General features: G+C 72.1%; 13 protein-coding genes. 7 read left to right on the top strand and 6 right to left on the bottom strand.

The window, feature by feature from the left end:
* Positions 1-319: 319 nt before the first annotated feature.
* Positions 320-1690 (bottom strand): cytochrome P450, encoded by a 1371-nt coding sequence (locus DPM19_RS22920; RefSeq protein ID WP_111870058.1) that lies wholly within the window; start codon positions 1688-1690, stop codon positions 320-322.
* A complete protein-coding gene (locus DPM19_RS22915) occupies positions 1687-1887 on the bottom strand; it encodes a ferredoxin (RefSeq protein WP_111870057.1) in 201 nt (66 codons plus the stop codon). Before DPM19_RS22915 ends, DPM19_RS22920 begins: the two co-directional genes overlap by 4 nt.
* Before the next feature lie 459 nt (positions 1888-2346).
* Here DPM19_RS22915 and DPM19_RS22910 point away from each other — a divergent pair, with 459 nt between their 5' ends.
* Positions 2347-3585 (top strand): RCC1 domain-containing protein, encoded by a 1239-nt coding sequence (locus tag DPM19_RS22910; RefSeq protein WP_111870056.1) that lies wholly within the window; start codon positions 2347-2349, stop codon positions 3583-3585.
* A gap of 160 nt (positions 3586-3745) precedes the next feature.
* Positions 3746-5761, top strand: a complete 2016-nt coding sequence (locus DPM19_RS22905; protein WP_111870055.1) for a WD40 repeat domain-containing serine/threonine protein kinase — start codon at positions 3746-3748, stop codon at positions 5759-5761.
* Positions 5762-5858: 97 nt separating this feature from the next.
* Here the strand turns inward: DPM19_RS22905 and DPM19_RS22900 are convergent, their stop codons facing one another.
* A complete protein-coding gene (locus tag DPM19_RS22900) occupies positions 5859-7832 on the bottom strand; it encodes an acyl-CoA dehydrogenase family protein (RefSeq protein ID WP_111870054.1) in 1974 nt (657 codons plus the stop codon).
* Positions 7833-7943: 111 nt separating this feature from the next.
* Positions 7944-8564: an L-threonylcarbamoyladenylate synthase gene (locus tag DPM19_RS22895; RefSeq protein ID WP_111870053.1), complete on the bottom strand. Its 621-nt coding sequence runs from the start codon at positions 8562-8564 to the stop codon at positions 7944-7946.
* Positions 8565-9290: 726 nt separating this feature from the next.
* Between DPM19_RS22895 and DPM19_RS22890 the strand changes: the two genes are divergently transcribed.
* From DPM19_RS22890 to DPM19_RS22870, 5 genes are all read left to right on the top strand, one after another.
* Positions 9291-11645 carry a xanthine dehydrogenase family protein molybdopterin-binding subunit gene (locus DPM19_RS22890; protein WP_111870052.1) on the top strand — a complete coding sequence of 785 codons (2355 nt, stop codon included), beginning with the start codon at positions 9291-9293 and terminating at the stop codon, positions 11643-11645.
* Positions 11642-12514 (top strand): FAD binding domain-containing protein, encoded by an 873-nt coding sequence (locus DPM19_RS22885; protein ID WP_111870051.1) that lies wholly within the window; start codon positions 11642-11644, stop codon positions 12512-12514. Before DPM19_RS22890 ends, DPM19_RS22885 begins: the two co-directional genes overlap by 4 nt.
* Positions 12507-12983, top strand: a complete 477-nt coding sequence (locus DPM19_RS22880; RefSeq protein ID WP_111870050.1) for a (2Fe-2S)-binding protein — start codon at positions 12507-12509, stop codon at positions 12981-12983. Before DPM19_RS22885 ends, DPM19_RS22880 begins: the two co-directional genes overlap by 8 nt.
* A gap of 69 nt (positions 12984-13052) precedes the next feature.
* The gene (locus DPM19_RS22875) at positions 13053-13748 is read left to right on the top strand and encodes an SRPBCC family protein (RefSeq protein WP_111870049.1); all 696 of its coding nucleotides are present in this window, start codon (positions 13053-13055) and stop codon (positions 13746-13748) included.
* A 26-nt stretch (positions 13749-13774) separates the two neighbouring features.
* A complete protein-coding gene (locus tag DPM19_RS22870; RefSeq protein WP_111870048.1) occupies positions 13775-14611 on the top strand; it encodes a mycofactocin-coupled SDR family oxidoreductase in 837 nt (278 codons plus the stop codon).
* A gap of 60 nt (positions 14612-14671) precedes the next feature.
* Here the strand turns inward: DPM19_RS22870 and DPM19_RS22865 are convergent, their stop codons facing one another.
* Together DPM19_RS22865 and DPM19_RS22860 are read right to left on the bottom strand one after the other, a co-directional pair.
* Positions 14672-15223, bottom strand: coding sequence for a cysteine hydrolase family protein (locus DPM19_RS22865; RefSeq protein ID WP_111870047.1), 552 nt, complete (start codon positions 15221-15223; stop codon positions 14672-14674).
* Positions 15224-15381: 158 nt separating this feature from the next.
* On the bottom strand, positions 15382-17067 hold the full coding sequence (locus DPM19_RS22860; RefSeq protein WP_111870046.1) for a class I adenylate-forming enzyme family protein: 1686 nt from the start codon (positions 17065-17067) through the stop codon (positions 15382-15384).
* Positions 17068-17081 lie beyond the last annotated feature (14 nt).

Below are 17081 nucleotides of genomic sequence, written 5' to 3'. Positions count from 1 at the left end.
GCGGTCGGCCCTTCGGCTTTCAGGGCGCTCCAACATCCCGGAAGCCGAAGGGCCACGCCGGTGGCGGCCCAGCAGGGAGGCTGCCAGCCGCACTTCGTGGAACGCCCAAGGCGTGTTTCGAAGTGGGCCGGGTGCCGATGACCTTGGTCCGCTCGGGCGGGACCCGGCCGCCCTGGCGGGGCACGCCTTGCCTGCGCCGGTGATCGTTGAGGATCGGTGGTGCCAGGGCACCACCGATCCTCAACGATCACCGGGCAAGGGGCCGGAAGCCGGCGTTGGTGTGCCGCGCGGGGGCGCCGGCCGCGCTTCGTGGGACGTCCTAGTCGGCGACCTTCGCTCTCGCCTTCTGGACGGTGACGGGTTCGGCGAGCCGTTGCTCGTCGCAGACCTGCTGGAGGGTTTCCAGGGTCTCGGCGAGACCGGGGCCGAGGCGGGGGCCCGGGGTGAAGGTCGCCGGGAGGAAACGCATCCCGTTGATGACGGAGATCGTTTCGTAGTGCACGGTGCCCTCGGGGTCGCAGACGTAGTCCGGCATCCGGTCGAAGACCTGCAGGAGCATCCGCTTGAACACGGTGCGCGCGACGTTCGAGCCGATGCAGCGGTGGATGCCGAGCCCGAAGCTGTTGTGCCGGTTCCCCTCGCGGGCCAGGTCGATCTGGTCGGGGTTGTCGAACGCGGCGGGGTCGCGGTTGGCCATCGCCCAGGACACCCAGAGCCGGTCGCCTTCCTTGAACTGGGTCCCGGCGAGTTCGCAGTCGGCGGAGATGGTGCGCCCGTTGCCCACCACGGGGGCGTAGAAGCGCAGGAACTCCTCGGTCGCGGAGTCCAGCAGCGTGTCCCGCTCCCGGCTCAGCCGGTCGCGTTCCGCCGGGTTCTCCGAGAGCCATTCGATGGCGTGCGCGGTGAGCGCCGTCGTGGTGTCGAAACCACCGCCGATGAGCAGGCCGAGGACGCCGCGGAGTTCCTCGTCGGGCGGGTTCTCGCCGTTGATCTCGGCGTTGATCAGCCCGTTCACCAGGCCCGGCCGGGGGTTCTCCCGGATCTCGGCGAGCCGCCGGATGAGTTCCTGCTGCATGGCCATGTGCAGTTGCCCGACCCGCATGATGTCGGGGGAGGTCAGCGGGGTGTACATCACCGCGTGGGCCGGCTCGCTGTAGGTCCGCCAGTCCTTGATCGGGATGCCCATCATGGCCAGCGTGAAGACCGCCGGCACGACGTTGGCGAGGTCCTCGACGAAGTCGATCCGGCCTTCCTCGATCTTCTCGTCGAGGCAGGCGCGCACCACTTCGTCGATCCACGGGATCCACCGGTTGATGGCCGCCGGGGACAGGTACGGGTTGAGCGCCTGCCGGTAGTGGCGCTGCTCGGGCGGGTCCATCTCCAGGAACCCGCCCCGGTTCCCCCGGCCGCGCTGCGGGGCGGGGATGGAGATGCCCTGGTAGCCGCGCCGCTCTCCCTTGACGTCGTGGTCGTTGGAGATGTACTCGGCGGACCGGGCGATCTCGAAGACCTCGCGGTTGCCGGAGGCGACCCAGTGGCCGCCGTGGGTGTCCGTCCAGGCGACGGGGCACTGGGCGTGCAGTTCCCGGGTGATCTCTTCGGCCCGGTCGCGGTAGTCGGGGGCGTGCCGGTCGAAGTGGTACCTGTTCTTCTTGCGCTCTTCGTCGCCGATGGCGTCTTCCACGCTCACGACCTGTCCTCCACAAAGATCGCCTGCTCGGGGCAGGACCTGACGGCATTGATCACATGAGATTCGTGGCCGGCGGGGACGTCTTCGCTGACCGCGGACGCGTGGCCGTCGACGTCGTCCAACTCGAAGATCTCCGGAGCGTTCATCGCGCAGAGCGTGTGCCCCTGGCAGCGTGCCTGATCGACCTTGACCTTCACGGTGCTGTCTCCTCTACGGTCTGGACGGAGAAGGCACGCCGCCCGAGGCGGCCACCGGCATCGCCCCGCCACCGCACGCCGGTCACGCGGCGGGACCCGGCGAGGGCGAGGAACGTACGGTGGCGCCGATGTCCGGCGGCTCGATGCGAGAACCTCTCACCGATCATGGAATAGCCTTCTCCTTTGAAGAAAGCTCTAGTTCCGAATGAGAGAACAGTACTATCACCCCGGTTTGAGCACCAGACCGGATGAGCGACCGCTCACTTGAGAATCATCCCTGAACTGCACTGACGGCATGTGGTCCAGCGCACGCACCCCGCGACCCCCGCCCACCGCCGACCGGCAACCGGATGGCAACCCCCCGGGCGGAGACTCGCCGGCACGAGGCCACGAGCGTTGCCGGCACGGACGGCGACCGCCGATGGGGGAAGGCGAAATCCACGTCATGGGTGAACGGGCATGAGAGAAACGCTGAGCAGAGGAGCGGCGGTGATGGCCGCGGCGATCGTCACCACGGTCGCCGTGCCGCCGGGTGCGGCCGCGGCCGACGACGGTACGGGAGAGCTGTCCTACCGGACGGTGGGCTGGGGCGCAAACGCGTACGGCCAGGTCGGCAGCGGGGTCGTCCAGGCACAGCACGGAACGCCGGTGGAGGTCACCGGATGGCCGCAGTCCAGGTACAGCCAGGTCGCCACCGGCGAAACGCACAGCCTGGGCATCGGGCCGAACCGGATCCTGCAGTCGTGGGGCGGCAACGCCTGCGGTCAGCTGGGCACCGCCGGGGGTTCGCGGAGCACTCCGGAGCCGGTCCACGGGGCGCCGTCGAACCTGTACGGGGTCGCCGCCGGCCGTGACTTCAGCCTGGCGCTGACGGGCACGGGCCGGGTCTACGCGTGGGGCTGCAACGACAAGGGGCAGCTCGGCCTGGGCACGGTCGGCGGGCCGGTGCGGTCGCCGGCCCTGGTGCCGGGACTGGAAGGGGTGGTCCAGCTCTCCGCCGGCTACGACCACGCGCTGGCGCTCACCTGGGACGGGAAGGTCTACGCCTGGGGGCTGAACGACGACGGCGAGGTCGGCGACGGAACCCCGGTACCGCGCCCCGCCCCGGTGCGGGTGTCCGGGCTGACCGAGATACGCGCGGTGGCCGCCGGCATCCACCACAGCCTGGCGGTGAGCAACGACGACAAGCTGCTGGCCTGGGGCCGCAACGCCGCCGGCCAGCTCGGCACCGGCCCGCCCTACCAGGACCGGCTGACGCCGGTGCAGGTGCCCGTCCCGGCACGGGTGCAGAACGTCGCGGCGGGCGGTCATCACAGCCTGGCGCTGACGGTGAACCGCCGGGTCTACGCCTTCGGCGACAACTCCTACGGGCAGCTCGGGCTCGGCGACCAGGTCAACCGCGGCACTCCCACCCTGATCCCGTCGCTCGGCGTCGTGCACAACGTGTCGGCGGGCGTGGACTTCAGCCTGGCCCAGACGCCTCCGCCCTTCGTCTCCGGCAAGCTCTGCGTCCACACCTGGGGCCGCAACAACACCGGCCAGCTCGGCACCGGCGGCACCGCGCCCGCCGATCCGCTGCCGAAGCTGGTCTACCACGCGGCGGACGAGCCCCCGCTCCTGATGGTGGGGGCCGTCGCCGGGTCGTCGTCCAGGCACGCCCTGGCGACCCAGGTCACCGCCTGGTGGATCAACCCCTGACACCGGCCGGCGCGGCGGAGCGGGACGGACGACCACCCGTCCCGCTCCGCCGTTTTCCCGCGCCCGGCATCCGGCCGGTCCGGGACGCCCCGTTCCCTTCCGGACGGCGGACGATCCCGGGATCATTGCGGCAGATGCCCCCGAGCGGGAGGTCGGCCTGGTGGAGTCCGGGACCGTGCTCGACGGCCGGTACCGCCTCGAACGGCGGCTCGGCCAGGGCGGCATGGGCGAGGTGTGGTCGGCCCACGACCTCCGCCTGGAGCGGCAGGTGGCGCTGAAGCTCGTGCTCGCCCGGCTGGCGGCGCCGGCCGAACTGCTCGCCCGCCTCACCCGGGAGGCCCGGACCGCCGCGTCCTTACAACACTCCGGGATCACCGTCGTCCATGACGTGAGCGAGCACGCGGGAACGCCCTTCTTCGTCATGGAACTCCTGGCGGGGACGGACCTCGCCACGCTGATCCGGGACCGGCACCCGGGCGGGATGCCGGTCGGCCGGACCGTCGAGATGGCCCTCGCGGTGAGCGAGGCGCTCGCCCACGCGCACGACCGGGGCGTGGTCCACCGCGACATCAAGCCGGAGAACATCATGGTCCTGCCCGACGGCACGACCAAGATCTGCGACTTCGGGATCGCCCGGTTCGCGGACGCCACCACGCTGACGGCCGAGGGCCGGCCGCTGGGCACCCCGTCCTTCATGGCCCCCGAGCAGTGGCGCGCCGAGCAGGCCCGGCCGGGCACGGACCTGTACTCGCTCGGCTGCACCCTCCACGCCATGCTCACCGGCCGCCCGCCGTTCTCCGGCAACCAGCACGCGCTGATGTACCAGCACCTGAACGCGCCCGCACCCGAACTCGACCCCGAGCGGCACGGCTTCCCGCCCGACCTCTGCCGGCTCGTCGGCGAACTGCTCCGCAAGGAGATCGGGAACCGTCCGAAGAGCGCGGCGGCCGTGGCGCGCCGGCTGCGCGCGATGCGCCATCCGGCGCCCCCGGCCCCGCGGCGACCGCCAGCCCCGCCCCTACCGGAACCGGACGGCCGCGCCGGATCCGCGCACCCGGACTCCGGGACCGCGGCCGGAAGGCCAGGCCCCCGGCGGCCGGTGAAACCACCGGACCCCACCGTGCCCGGGCCGGTCCGGGAGCCGACCGTCCGGCCGCCGAAACCGTTCCCGCGACGGCGCGCCCTGCTGGTTGCCGGGGGGACCGTCGCGGCGACCGCCCTCGGCGTCCCCGCGGTCTGGGGGATCGTGTCGGAGGCGCTGCGCGGAGATCCCCCCGAGGTCCCCCACCCCGCCCCGGCGCCCGGCGTCATCGTTTCCGGCGCCCACCTGTGGTGCCACGCGCTGAGCCCGGACGGCAGGACGCTCGCCGCGGGCTGGGAGAACGACCTCCAGTTGTGGGACGTGGCGACCAGCAGGCTCGTGCGGACGATCCCCACGGGCCATCCCGACGACGTCGTGGACGCGGCGTTCCATCCGAAGCGCCCGCTGCTGGCGACGGCCGGGGGCTCCGGCGACCGCGCGGCCAAGCTCTGGGACCTCACCACCGGCCGGCTCCTCAGGACGTTCTCCGGCCACAAGAGGTCGGCCGGACTGCTGGCCTTCAGCCCCGACGGCGGAACCCTGGCGACCACCGGTTACGACGACCCCCCGAGAACCTGGGACGTCGAGTCGGGCCGGCTCCTCGCCACCTGCGGAACGGGCGGGCGTGACCGGATCCTCTTCAGTCCGCGCGACGGCTCCCTCATCAGCTTCACCGAGCTCAGCTCGCTGCTCACCGCACACGACCCGAGGAACGGCCGGCTGCTCTGGGAGGACAGCATCAAGAGCCCCGGCGGCGACACGATCACCTCGATAGCGCTCAGCCCCGACCGGAGCACCCTCGTCGTGGGCGAGGGCACGGGGATCACCTTTCGCGACCCGAGGACGGGCGAAGTCGTGAGATCCGGCCGGCTGGACTTCTACGGCCGGCACCTGACCTACAGCCCGAACGGCAGGCTGCTGGCCGGCTGGTCGATAGACAGGGTCATCCGGCTGCTCGACGCGACCTCGCTCAAGGTCGTCAAGACCTTCACCGGCCACACCGAGGACGCCGCCCACCTCCTGGCGTTCACCCCGGACGGCAGGCACCTGGTCAGCGCAACCTCTGACAACAGCGCCCGCCTGTGGAAGATCTGAGCCGTCCGCACTCCCACGGCGATCGCCGACGCCGTTCCACCACGCCACCGGAATCCGCGACCCGCCGATCGCCCTCGACGAGCCGCTGTGCCGGCGTTCAGCCGATGGTGCGGTGGACGTCCTCCCGGTGGCTCGGCCCGGGTTCGGCGGAGGCGATCCAGGGGCCGGGGATGGACGGGTCGAGCGCGCCCTCCTCCTGCCAGGCGAACTCGCCCGCGAGGACCCGCTCGGCCAGCCTGCGGTCGGGCGCGTCGGTGTTGTGCCACAGCCCGTCGAACAGTTCCTCGACCCGGATCCGCGACTGGCGGCAGAACGCGTCCGCGAGCCGCAGCGCCGACCTGCCCGGTCGCCGCCCGTCGCCGTCCGCGCCGAACATCGGCCCGTGCTCGACGTCGGCGCGGGCCCGGACGCAGACGGCGCTCATCGCGAACAGTTCGGCGCCGATGTCGACCATGCGGCCCAGGAAGCCCTGCCGGCTCTCCAGCCCGCCCTGCCAGCGGCCCGCGGCGTAGAACGTCGACCGGGCGAGTTTGCGGGAGGCGCGCTCGACGTACCGCAGGTGCCCGGCCAGCGGCCCGAACCCGGCGTACGCGCCGGGCCGCTGCCCGGGGCCGGTCACCAGCGTGGGCAGCCAGCGGGCGTAGAAGCCGCCTGCGCGCGCCGCGGCCCGCGCCTTGGCGCGGGGGGACGCGTCGGGGTCGATGATGTCCCCGGCGACCGACAGGTGCGCGTCCACCGCCTCCCGCGCGATCAGCAGGTGCATGATTTCGGTGGAGCCCTCGAAGATCCGGTTGATCCTCAGGTCGCGCATCACCTGCTCGACCGGTACGCCGCGCTCGCCCCGGGCGGCCAGTGACTCGGCGGTCTCGAAGCCGCGGCCGCCGCGCAGTTGCATCAGCTCGTCGGCGATGCGGCAGGCCATCTCCGAGGCCCACAGCTTGGCCAGCGCGGCCTCGATCCGGATGTCGTTGCGCTCGTCGTCGGCGAGCTGGCTGGACAGGTCCAGCGTCGCCTCCAGCGCGTAGGAGGTGGCGGCGATGAACGCCACCTTCTTGGCGATCGCCTCGTGCTCGCCCACCGGGCGGCCCCACTGCACCCGCTCCCGGGACCACTCGCGAGCGATCTTGGTGGCCCACTTGCCGGCCCCGGCGCACATGGCGGGCAGCGACAGCCGCCCGGTGTTCAGCGTGGTCAGGGCGATCTTCAGGCCGGCGCCCTCGGCGCCGATCAGGTTCCCGGCGGGGACCTCCACGTCGTGGAAGCGGGTGACCCCGTTCTCGATGCCGCGCAGGCCCATGAACGCGTTGCGGTTCTCCACGGTGATGCCAGGCGCGTCCGCCTCGACCACGAACGCGGAGATGCCGCCCCGGTGCCCGGCGGACTCCGGCACCCGGGCCATGACCACCAAAAGGTCGGCGACGACCCCGTTGGTGGTCCACAGCTTGACGCCGTTGAGCACGTAGGAGTCGCCGGCGGGCACGGCGGTGGCGCGCAGCCGGGCGGGGTCGGAGCCCACGTCGGGTTCGGTGAGCAGGAACGCGCTGATCTCGTTGACGCAGCGCGGCAGCCACTTCTCCCGCTGCTCGGCGGTGCCGAACAGCTTGAGCGGCTGCGGCACGCCGATCGACTGGTGCGCGGACAGCAGCGCGCTGATCGCGGGGCTCACCGAGCCGACGAGCATGAGGGCGCGGCAGTAGTACAGGTGGCTGAGCCCGAGGCCGCCGTACCGCTGCGGGATCTTCATGCCGAACGCGCCGAGCCCGCGCAGCCCCTTGACGACCTCGTCCGGGATGCGCGCCTCCCGCTCGATCGCCATCGGGTCGATCCTGGTCTCGCAGAAGTCGCGCAGCCGGGCCAGGAACTCCTCGCCCGCGCGCCGCGCCTCCGCGCCCGGCCGTGGATGGGGATGGATCAGGTCCAGGCGGAGATCCCCCATGAAGAGCCGCTTGCCGAAGCTGGGCAAGCGCCACTCGGTCTCGCGGGCCTCCTCGGCCACCCGCCGGGCGGCGCGCTCATCGACGGCGCCTGCCGGGGCGGGGGCGGAACGGGCGTTGTGACTGCGCTGGCTCATGTCGGCTCCCTCCGACCTGCTTCCACGCCACCTGGGAAAGTCACTCCCCCGTTGCGCCCCGAGTAGTCCCCGGCCGTTCCGGGACGCCCGCCGGAGCCGGGCCCGGCCGGGCTACTCGAACAGCGAAGGGTCTCCGGCGCCCCTGCGGACGATCTCCGCCTCGCCACTGGAGAGGTCGACGACCGTCGTCGGCTCGGCGCCGCACTCGCCGGAGTCGAGCACGGCGTCCACCGCGTGGTCGAGCCTTTCCTTGATCTCCCAGCCCTGGGTCATGGGCTCCTCCTCGCCGGGCAGGAGCAGGGTGCTCGACAGCAGCGGCTCGCCGAGTTCGGCCAGCAGCGCCTGCGCGACGGTGTGGTCGGGAATCCGGACGCCGACGGTCTTCTTCTTGGGGTGCAGCAGCCGGCGCGGGACCTCCTTCGTCGCCGGCAGGATGAACGTGTAGCTGCCGGGAGTCGCCGCCTTGATCGAGCGGAACAGCGCATTACTGATCTGGACGAACCGTCCAAGTTGGGCGAAATCCTTGCAGACCAGGGTGAAGTGGTGCCCGCTGTCGAGATGACGGATCTCCCTGATCCGGTCGAGGCCCGCCTTGTTGCCCAACTGGCACCCAAGCGCGAAACACGAGTCCGTCGGGTACACGATCAGGCCGTCCGCGCGGATGAGGTCCGCCACCTGGCGGATCGCCCGGGGTTGCGGATCGTCCGGATGCACATCGAAATACCTCGCCATGCATCGGAGCTTAGAAGCGAACGGCGGCCGGCGAGATCTCCGGGACGCGTTTCCCCTGGATCTCCCCCTGGCGGGACACCGCGGCCGCCGCGTCCGGCGAGGGCCCGGATTCCGGCGAGTTCCCGCCCGTGCGGACCCGGGGGACACCCGCGGTCGGAGAAACTCTCCGTCCCGATTGAACGGACTTCGGCACAGCCCGCAGAAATCATTGACCGGGCGCCCCGGAACTGTTCTCGGCAGCCGGCCGATTCACCGCGAAAAGCCTGACACCGTTTGGCGACCGCCCTGAATTTCATGGCCGACCTCGATCCGGAAGATCGTTGTCGAAGTTTCACAATTCCGGTATGTGACGCGCCGAGCACAGTGCGCATAAGTGCATTTCCGCATGTCACACCGGCCGATGATGCCGAGGCGGAAGCGTCCCCCGGAGTGCCCGGCAGCGCTGCGGAGAGCCGGCCCCACCCCCGATCCTTGACGGTCGGCGGGAACGATGCTAAACAGTCGCTCAGCACCCATGCTAAGCAATCGCTCAGCATGAGTGCCGGTGGCCGGTGCCTTGAGTGCCGCGCGTCTCGGTCGAAAGGGGCTGGAGAAGAGACGCCACCGCCATGTAATGCTGCGCTGACCCGTTCTCTCCCGCCAGATCCGAGCCGAATGGAGGGCCCGCTCGATGGCACGGATCGAGCCTCCCCCACCCCGGGAACTCCCCACCGCACCGGTGCGCCGATGAGCGCCCCCGAAGCTCCGGAAACCGCCGGTTACGCCGGCACCCGCGTCCCCCGAGTCGAGGACGCCCGGCTGCTGACCGGCCACGGCACGTACGTGGACGACGTCACCCGGCCCGGCATGCTCCACGCCTGTTTCGTCCGTAGCCCACTGGCCCGGGCGAAAATCCTCGGCATCGACACGGCCGGGGCGCTCGCGCTCGACGGGGTCCACGCCGTCCTCGTCGCCGAGGACCTCAACCCGGGCGTGCACGAGCAGTGGTACACCCTGATCGGCCGCGACAGCCCGGACACCCCCCGGCCGCCGCTGGCCGAGGACGAGGTGCGCTTCGTCGGCGACCCGGTCGCACTGGTGATCGCCGACGACCGCTACATCGCCGAGGACGCGGTCGAGCAGGTCGTCGTGGACTACGACCCGCTGCCGCCGGTCGTCGACTACGTCACCGCCCGCGAGTCCGGCGAGCTGGTGCACGCCGCCTACCCGGGCAACCTCGCGGGCGAGCTGGCCGGCCCGCCGCTGGACCAGCTCGCGCCGGCCTTCGACGAGGCGGCGCTGGTGGTGCGCGAGACGATCTACCAGCAGGCCTACGCGCAGGTGCCCATCGAGACGCGCGGGCTGGTGACGGAGTGGTCGGCGGCCACCGGCGAGCTGACGATCTGGACGGCGACCCAGTCCCCGCACGAGGTGCGCCTGTTCTGCTCCCGGCTGCTGGGGCTGCCCGAGCACCGGGTGCGGGTCATGACGCGCGACACCGGCGGCGGCTTCGGCCAGAAGGTCGTCCCGCAGCGCGAGGACATGTGCATCATGCTGGCCGCGCTGAAGGTGCCCGGCGCGCTGAAGTGGATCGAGGACCGGCAGGAGAACCTGCTGTCGGCCGGGCAGTCACGGCACGAGCACGCCGACGCGCGGATCGCCTTCGACGCGGACGGCGGCATCCTCGCCGCCGCGATCGACTACACCCAGGACGTGGGTGCCTACCCGGTGCCGTGGCCGGTGGGGACGGCCGCGGCCGTCGGGATGTTCTTCCCCGGCCCCTACCGCATCCCGCAGGCCACCTGGTCCACGGCCTGCGTGTTCTCCAACACCACCGGCCGTAACGCCTACCGCGGCCCGTGGCAGTTCGAGTCGGTCGCCCGGGAACTGCTGCTGGACGCCGGGGCGCGCCGGCTGGGGCTGGACCCGGCCGAGCTGCGCCGCCGGAACCTGCTGCGGCGGGACGAACTGCCGTACTTCAACCCCAACGGCATGCCCTACGACGACATCACGCCACTGGAGACGTTCGAGCAGGCACTGCAGATGCTCGACTACGAGTCCTTCCGCAAGGAGCAGGAGCAGGCCCGCGCGCAGGGCCGCTTCCTGGGCGTGGGCACCTGCACCTACGTCGAGCCCACCACGGCCGCCATGGCGCTGCACGCCACCGAGGGCGCGACCATCCGGATCGAGCCGTCCGGCAAGGTCAACGTCTACGTCTCGGGCGGGTCGGCCGGGAACAGCATCGAGACCACCGTCGTGCAGCTCACCGCCGACGCGCTGGGCGCGGCCATCGAGGACGTCAACACCATCCAGGGCGACACGGCCGTCACCCCGTTCGGCGGCGGCACGGGAGGCAGCCGGTCGGGGTCGATGACCGCGGGCGCGATCGCCGACACCGCGGCGGTGCTGCGGGAACGGATCACGGCGATCGCCGCGCACCGGCTGGAGGCGGACGCCGGGGACGTCGAGCTGACCGACGGGTGGGCCAGGGTCCGCGGCACGCCCGACAGCGGGGTGTCCTTCGCCGAGATCGCCAACCTCGCCTACTTCCAGCCCGAGGCGCTGCCACCGGGGGTGCCGGCGGGCCTGGAGGCCAGCGGCCGCTACCGGCCGGAGGCCCCGATCATTTGGGCCAACGCGTCGCACGTGTGCACCTGCGAGGTGGACGTCGTGACGGGCAAGGTGACGCTGCTGCGGTACATCGTCAGCGAGGACTGCGGCCCGATGATCAACCCCAACGTGGTGGAGGGCCAGATCGCGGGCGGCACCGTGCAGGGCATCGGCGGCGTGCTGTACGAGCACCTGGCCTACGACGAGGACGGCAACCCGGTCACCACGACCTTCATGGACTACCTCCTCCCCACCACCACGGACGTGCCGGACATCGAGTACGGCCACATCGAGACGCACAGCCCGGGGCCCGGCGGTTACAAGGGCGTCGGCGAGGGCGGCGCGATCGGCGCGCCACCCGCGGTGATCAACGCGGTGGCCGACGCGCTCGCCCCGTTCGGGGTGGAGATCACCCGCCTGCCGCTGTCGCCGGCGGCGATCGTGGCGCTGGTGGACGAGGCCCAGAGCCGCCAGACGGGAGAGAGCGCATGAAGCCGGCGCCGTTCGAGTACCACGCGCCCGCCGGCCTCGAAGAGGCCGTCGGCCTCCTCGCGGAACTGGGCGACGAGGCCAAGGCCCTCGCCGGCGGGCAGAGCCTGATCCCCATGCTCGCCCTGCGCCTGGCGGTCTTCGACCACCTCGTCGACCTGCGCCGGGTGGCGGGCCTGCGCGGCATCGAGCGCCGCGACGGGTCGCTGTGGATCGGTGCCGGCACGACCCAGGCCGCGATCCAGCGGTCCGCGGAGGTCGCCGAGGCCGTCCCGCTGCTGGCCCGCGCCACCCCGCTGATCGGCCACTTCCAGATCCGCAGCCGCGGGACCATCGGCGGGTCCATCGCCCACGCCGACGCCGCCGCCGAGTACCCGGCGGTGGCGCTGGCCCTCGGCGCGGAGTTCGAGGCGATGTCGCCGCGGGGCGGCCGGACCATTCCCGCCGCGGAGTTCTTCACCGGCATGTGGACCACCGCCCTGGCCGACGACGAGCTGCTCACCGGCATCAGGTTCCCGGTGCGGCCGGCCCGCAGCGGGTACGCGATCGAGGAGTTCGCCCGCCGGCACGGCGACTTCGCCCTGGCCGGCGCCGCCGTCGCGGTCGAACTCGACGGCCCGCGGATCCGGCGGTGCGGCATCGGGCTGTTCGGGCTCGGCCCGACCGCGCTGCGGGCCGCGGCGGCCGAGGCGGAGCTGGCCGGCGCCGATCCCGCCGGGGTCGACGCCGAGGAGGTCGGCCGGCTCGCCGTCTCGGCCCTCGAATCCGTCCCGGCCGACCTGCACGGGTCCGCCGGCTACCGCAAGCGCGTGGGGGCGGCCATGGTGGCGCGCGCCTGGCAGCGAGCCGTCCAGGAGGCGGGCGATGACTGACGTGGACATCCAGCTCAAGGTCAACGGCACGGTGCGCCGGGCGACCGTGCCGCCCCGGCTCGTCCTCGCCGACTTCCTGCGGGTGAACTGCGGGCTGACCGGCACGCACCTCGGCTGCGAGCACGGCGTGTGCGGCGCGTGCACGATCCTCCTCGACGGGGAGGCGGTGCGCGCCTGCCTGGTGTTCGCGGTGCAGGCCGACGGCTCGGAGATCACGACCATCGAGGGGATCGCCGCGCCGGACGGCGCGCTCTCCCCCGTCCAGGCCGCCTTCCGCGACCACCACGGGCTGCAGTGCGGCTTCTGCACGCCGGGCTTCGTGATCTCGGCGACCGCGCTGCTCCAGGAGAACCCCGCACCCACCGACGAGGAGATCCGGGAGGGGCTCTCGGGGAACCTGTGCCGCTGCACCGGCTACCAGGGGATCCTCAACGCCGTCCGCGCGGCGGCCGACCCAGGCACCGACTAGGCACCGACTAGGCACCGACCTGCTCGCTGGTGGATCCCGCCCCGGCGGCGTCACCACGATGGAGACCGCATGAAACTCGACAACACCCTGAGCATCCCCGTCCCCGTCGAGGAGGCCTGGCAGGTCCTGCTCGACATCGAGCGGATCGCCCCCTGCGTGCCGGGGGCGACCCTCACCGCGCACGACGGCGACCAGTTCCAGGGCAAGGTCAAGGTCAAGCTGGGGCCGATCGGCCTGACCTACAACGGCACCGTCACCTTCGTCTCCCTCGACGAGGCCGCCAAGGTCGCCGTGCTGGAGGCCAGCGGACGGGAGGCCCGCGGCGGCGGCACCGCCAAGGCGGTCGTCACCTGCCAGCTGGTCGAGAGCGGCGGCGGCACCGACGTGCTCGTCGAGACCGAGCTCGCCATCACCGGCAAGCCGGCGCAGTTCGGCCGCAGCGCCCTCTCCGACGTCGCCACGACCCTCATCGACCAGTTCGCGGCCAACCTCGCCACCGAACTCGCCGCGGCGCCCGCCCAGCCGGCGGCCGCCGAGCCGTCCGCGCGACCGGCGGCCGACGCCCCGCCCGCCGGGAGCCCGCCGCCGCGGCCGGCCGCGGCCGCCCCTCGCCCGGCCGCCGAACCGATCGACCTCTTCCAGACCCCCGGCGGCGAAGTCGTCAAGCGCGCCGCCCCGATCGCGGCCGTCGTGACGCTCCTCCTGATCGTCCTGCTGGGCCGCAGGCGCCGCCGCTCGGCCCGGCACCTACCCACCGGCATCTGACCTACCAATGAGGAAATGAGGCAACGATGGCTGGAAGAGTCGAAGGCAAGGTGGCCTTCATCACCGGGGCGGCACGCGGCCAGGGCCGCAGCCACGCGGTGCGCCTGGCGGAGGAGGGCGCCGACATCATCGCCGTCGACGTCTGCCGCCAGCTCGACGGCGTGCCCATCCCCATGTCCACGCCCGAGGACCTGGACGAGACCGTCGCCCAGGTGAAGGCGCTGGGCCGGCGCATCGTCGCCGCGCAGGCCGACGTGCGCGACTTCGAGGCGCTGAAGGCGGTCGTCGACGACGGGGTCACGCAGCTCGGCCGGCTGGACATCGTGCTGATCAACGCGGGCCTCGCGGCCAGCGGCAACGCGATCCACCAGCTGGACGAGACGCTGTGGCGGGACTCGATCGACGTCAACCTGACCGGTGCCTACCTCACCGCCAAGGCGGCCGTCCCGCACATCATCGAGGGCGGCCGCGGCGGCTCGATCGTGCTGACCAGCTCCGTGGGCGGGCTGAAGGCCCACCCGTTCGTCGGCAACTACGTCTCCGGCAAGCACGGCATGGTCGGGCTGATGCGCACCCTGGCGGTGGAGCTCGCCGAGCACAGCATCCGGGTGAACTCCGTCCACCCCACCCAGGTGAACACCCCGATGCTGATGAACGACCTGACGTACCGCATGTTCCGTCCCGACCTGGAGAACCCGGGCCCGGACGACATGGCGCCGATCTCCCAGATGATGCACCTGCTGCCGGTCCCCTGGGTGGAGGCGGTGGACATCAGCAACGCGATCCTCTTCCTGGTCTCGGACGAGGCCCGCTACATCACCGGCGTCCCGCTGCCGATCGACGCGGGATCCATGATCAAGTGACCGGCCGAACCCCGTGGCGGGCCCACAGGGCGCGAGCCCGCCACGGGGTTCTCCGTTGCGCTACGGGGCCGGGGTCCAGTCGGCGACGGTGCGGACCTCCGCCTGCATGGGGAACACCTTCTCGGTCAGCACCCGGTGCACCTCGGGGTCGGAGTCCAGGCAGCCGTCCGCCAGGACGGTGAGGCCGTAGTCCAGGTCGGCGGCCTGGCGCAGGGTGGACAGCACGATGCCGCTGGTGGCGATGCCGGTGAGGACGAGGTGGTCGATGTCGCCGGCGCGGAGCACCAGTTCCAGGTCGCTGCCGGAGAAGGCGCTGACGCGCGTCTTGGTGACGACGGTGTCGCCGGGCTCGGGGGCCACCGCGGGGTGGATCTGGAGGAGGTCGCTGCCGGCGGGGAGCCCGCCGGACTGGGCGAGCGCGCCGAAGATCTTGTTGCGGCCGCTAGCCCCCAGCGGCCCGGAGCGGACTCCGACCACCGGGTAGATGACCGGGAGGCCGGCCGCCCGGGCGGCGTCCACGGCCGTGCGGAGCCGCGGCAGGTACTCGGAGTCGGGGAACTGGGACACGACGACGTTCTGGACATCCATCACGAGGAGAGCGCTCTTGGCCACCGTCGTCCTTTCGCAGGCTGCGTGGCGACGCGCATTCGCCGCCCGTGAAACAGCAGGAAACGCCATTCTCGGCCGAACGTATCACCCTGTTTCGGACAGCAGGGTGAGGGGTGCCGAGGCCGTGGGCGAGGAGTGGTCCACGGCCCCGGCAGGTCTGGTCACTCCTGGAGCCGCTTGGCCGCCAGCTCCCGGAGATCACTGGACTTGATCTTCGCGCTGCCGGTGAGCGTGATCTCGTCCTCCCGGAAGAAGAGCACCTGCCGCGGCACCTTGTAGCTGGCCAGCCGCTCCTTCAGCGCCGCCCGGATCCCCTCGGCCGTCAGGCTCGCGCCCTCGTGCGGCACGATGCAGGCGACGACGACCTCGCCCAGCGTCTCGTGCGGCACGCCGATGGTCTGCGTCATCTTCACCCCGGGCTGGGCGGCGAGCACCTCGTCCACCTCCAGCGGCGAGACGTTCGCGCCGCCCGTCTTGATGACGTCGGTGAGCCGGCCCTCCCAGAAGAGCCGGCCGGCGTCGTCGAGGTAGCCGCCGTCGCCGGTGCGGAAGAAGCCCTCGGCGTCGAGCGTCTCGTCGAGCGGCGTGCCGAGGTAGCCCAGCATGAGCGTGGGCCCCTTGACGCAGATCTCACCGCGCTCGCCCCGCGGGACGACGACACCGGTGAGCGGATCGACGATCTTCACGGTCACGCCCGGCAGCGGCTCGCCACTGCTGCCGGCGTGCACCTCCTCCGGGGTGTTGGCCGGGAAGCACGTCACGATCGTGAAGGTCTCCGTGGCGCCGAAGGCGTGCCCCGGCTCGAACCACTTGGCCGACACCGTGGGGTGGCGGGCGATCGGGGTGGTGAAGTCCGCGAAGCGCATGCTGCTCAGGTCGGTGTCGGCCCAGTTGTCCGCGCCTTCGAGCTGCGCCCACTGGTGCGGCCAGGCGACCGGGAAGTTCACCCGCTCCTGCTGCATGAGTTCCAGCGCCTCGGCGGCGTCGAAGGTGCACTGCAGCACGAGGCTGCCGCCGCTGGCCAGGGTCGTGCCGAGCGCCATGCCGAAGTTGCCGGACCAGAAGAAGCCGTTGGCCGTCCAGCAGCGGACGCCGTCCTCGGGGCCGACCCCGTACATCCGCCGGAACCGCCACAGCTGGGTGGTGACGCCGCGGTGCCCGCTCAGGATGCCCTTCGGCTTGCTCGTGGAGCCGGAGGAGAAGAAGAGCACGGCCGTGTCGCTCGGCCGCGTCGTCGCGGCCGTCGCCTCCACCTGCTCGCGCGGCTCGCCGGCGCCCCGGGCCAGGAAGGCGTCCCAGCTGTCGATCCCCGGCGCGGCGTCCCCGACCGCCGCCAGGTGGCGCAGGAACGGGTACTTCGCGGACTGTAGCGCGCCGGGCCCGGCCTTGCCGATCGCCGGCTCCAGTTCGGTGAGGACGGCGGCGAAGTCCTTCTGCAGCACCCGCCGCTCGAACAGCAACACGGAGACACCGGAGACACCGAGCAGGTGGTCGAGCTCCGCCGGCGTCGAGAACGTGCTGAGCGTGACGGCCACCCCGCCGGCCAGCGAGACGCCGAACACCGCGGACACCCATTCGGGGCGGTTCGTCATCAGGACGCCCACCCGGCTGTCCCGGCCCACCCCGCACGCGCGCAGCGCGCGGGCCACCTCGACCGCGCGCTCCCAGAGCTCGGTGTAGGTCCACCGGGTGGCGCCCTCGTCGGTGTGCAGCACGAGCGCCTCGCGCTCGGCGTACAGCGCCGTCACCTCGCGCAGGAAGCCGGGCAGCGTGAGGGTGCCGAGCCCCGGCTCCTCGTCGGCCGGCGGGCCCGAAACGACCGACGCGGGTTTCTGCTCAGTGCCCATCGCGCGCATTCCCT

The organism is Actinomadura craniellae (assembly GCF_003289645.1).
Taxonomy (GTDB): domain Bacteria; phylum Actinomycetota; class Actinomycetes; order Streptosporangiales; family Streptosporangiaceae; genus Actinomadura_D; species Actinomadura_D craniellae.
The sequence above is the reverse complement of the archived record's forward strand: the minus strand, read 5'-3'. Positions and strand labels throughout refer to the sequence as shown.

Bases quoted from the DNA above. Each gene is read 5' to 3' on its own strand.
- DPM19_RS22910 (WP_111870056.1), top strand. From the start codon at position 2,347: ATGAGAGAAACGCTGAGCAGAGGAGCGGCGGTGATGGCCGCGGCGATC.
- DPM19_RS22860 (WP_111870046.1), bottom strand. From the start codon at position 17,067: ATGGGCACTGAGCAGAAACCCGCGTCGGTCGTTTCGGGCCCGCCGGCC.
- DPM19_RS22875 (WP_111870049.1), top strand. From the start codon at position 13,053: ATGAAACTCGACAACACCCTGAGCATCCCCGTCCCCGTCGAGGAGGCC.
- DPM19_RS22890 (WP_111870052.1), top strand. From the start codon at position 9,291: ATGAGCGCCCCCGAAGCTCCGGAAACCGCCGGTTACGCCGGCACCCGC.
- DPM19_RS22885 (WP_111870051.1), top strand. From the start codon at position 11,642: ATGAAGCCGGCGCCGTTCGAGTACCACGCGCCCGCCGGCCTCGAAGAG.
- DPM19_RS22900 (WP_111870054.1), bottom strand. From the start codon at position 7,832: ATGAGCCAGCGCAGTCACAACGCCCGTTCCGCCCCCGCCCCGGCAGGC.
- DPM19_RS22895 (WP_111870053.1), bottom strand. From the start codon at position 8,564: ATGGCGAGGTATTTCGATGTGCATCCGGACGATCCGCAACCCCGGGCG.
- DPM19_RS22880 (WP_111870050.1), top strand. From the start codon at position 12,507: ATGACTGACGTGGACATCCAGCTCAAGGTCAACGGCACGGTGCGCCGG.
- DPM19_RS22870 (WP_111870048.1), top strand. From the start codon at position 13,775: ATGGCTGGAAGAGTCGAAGGCAAGGTGGCCTTCATCACCGGGGCGGCA.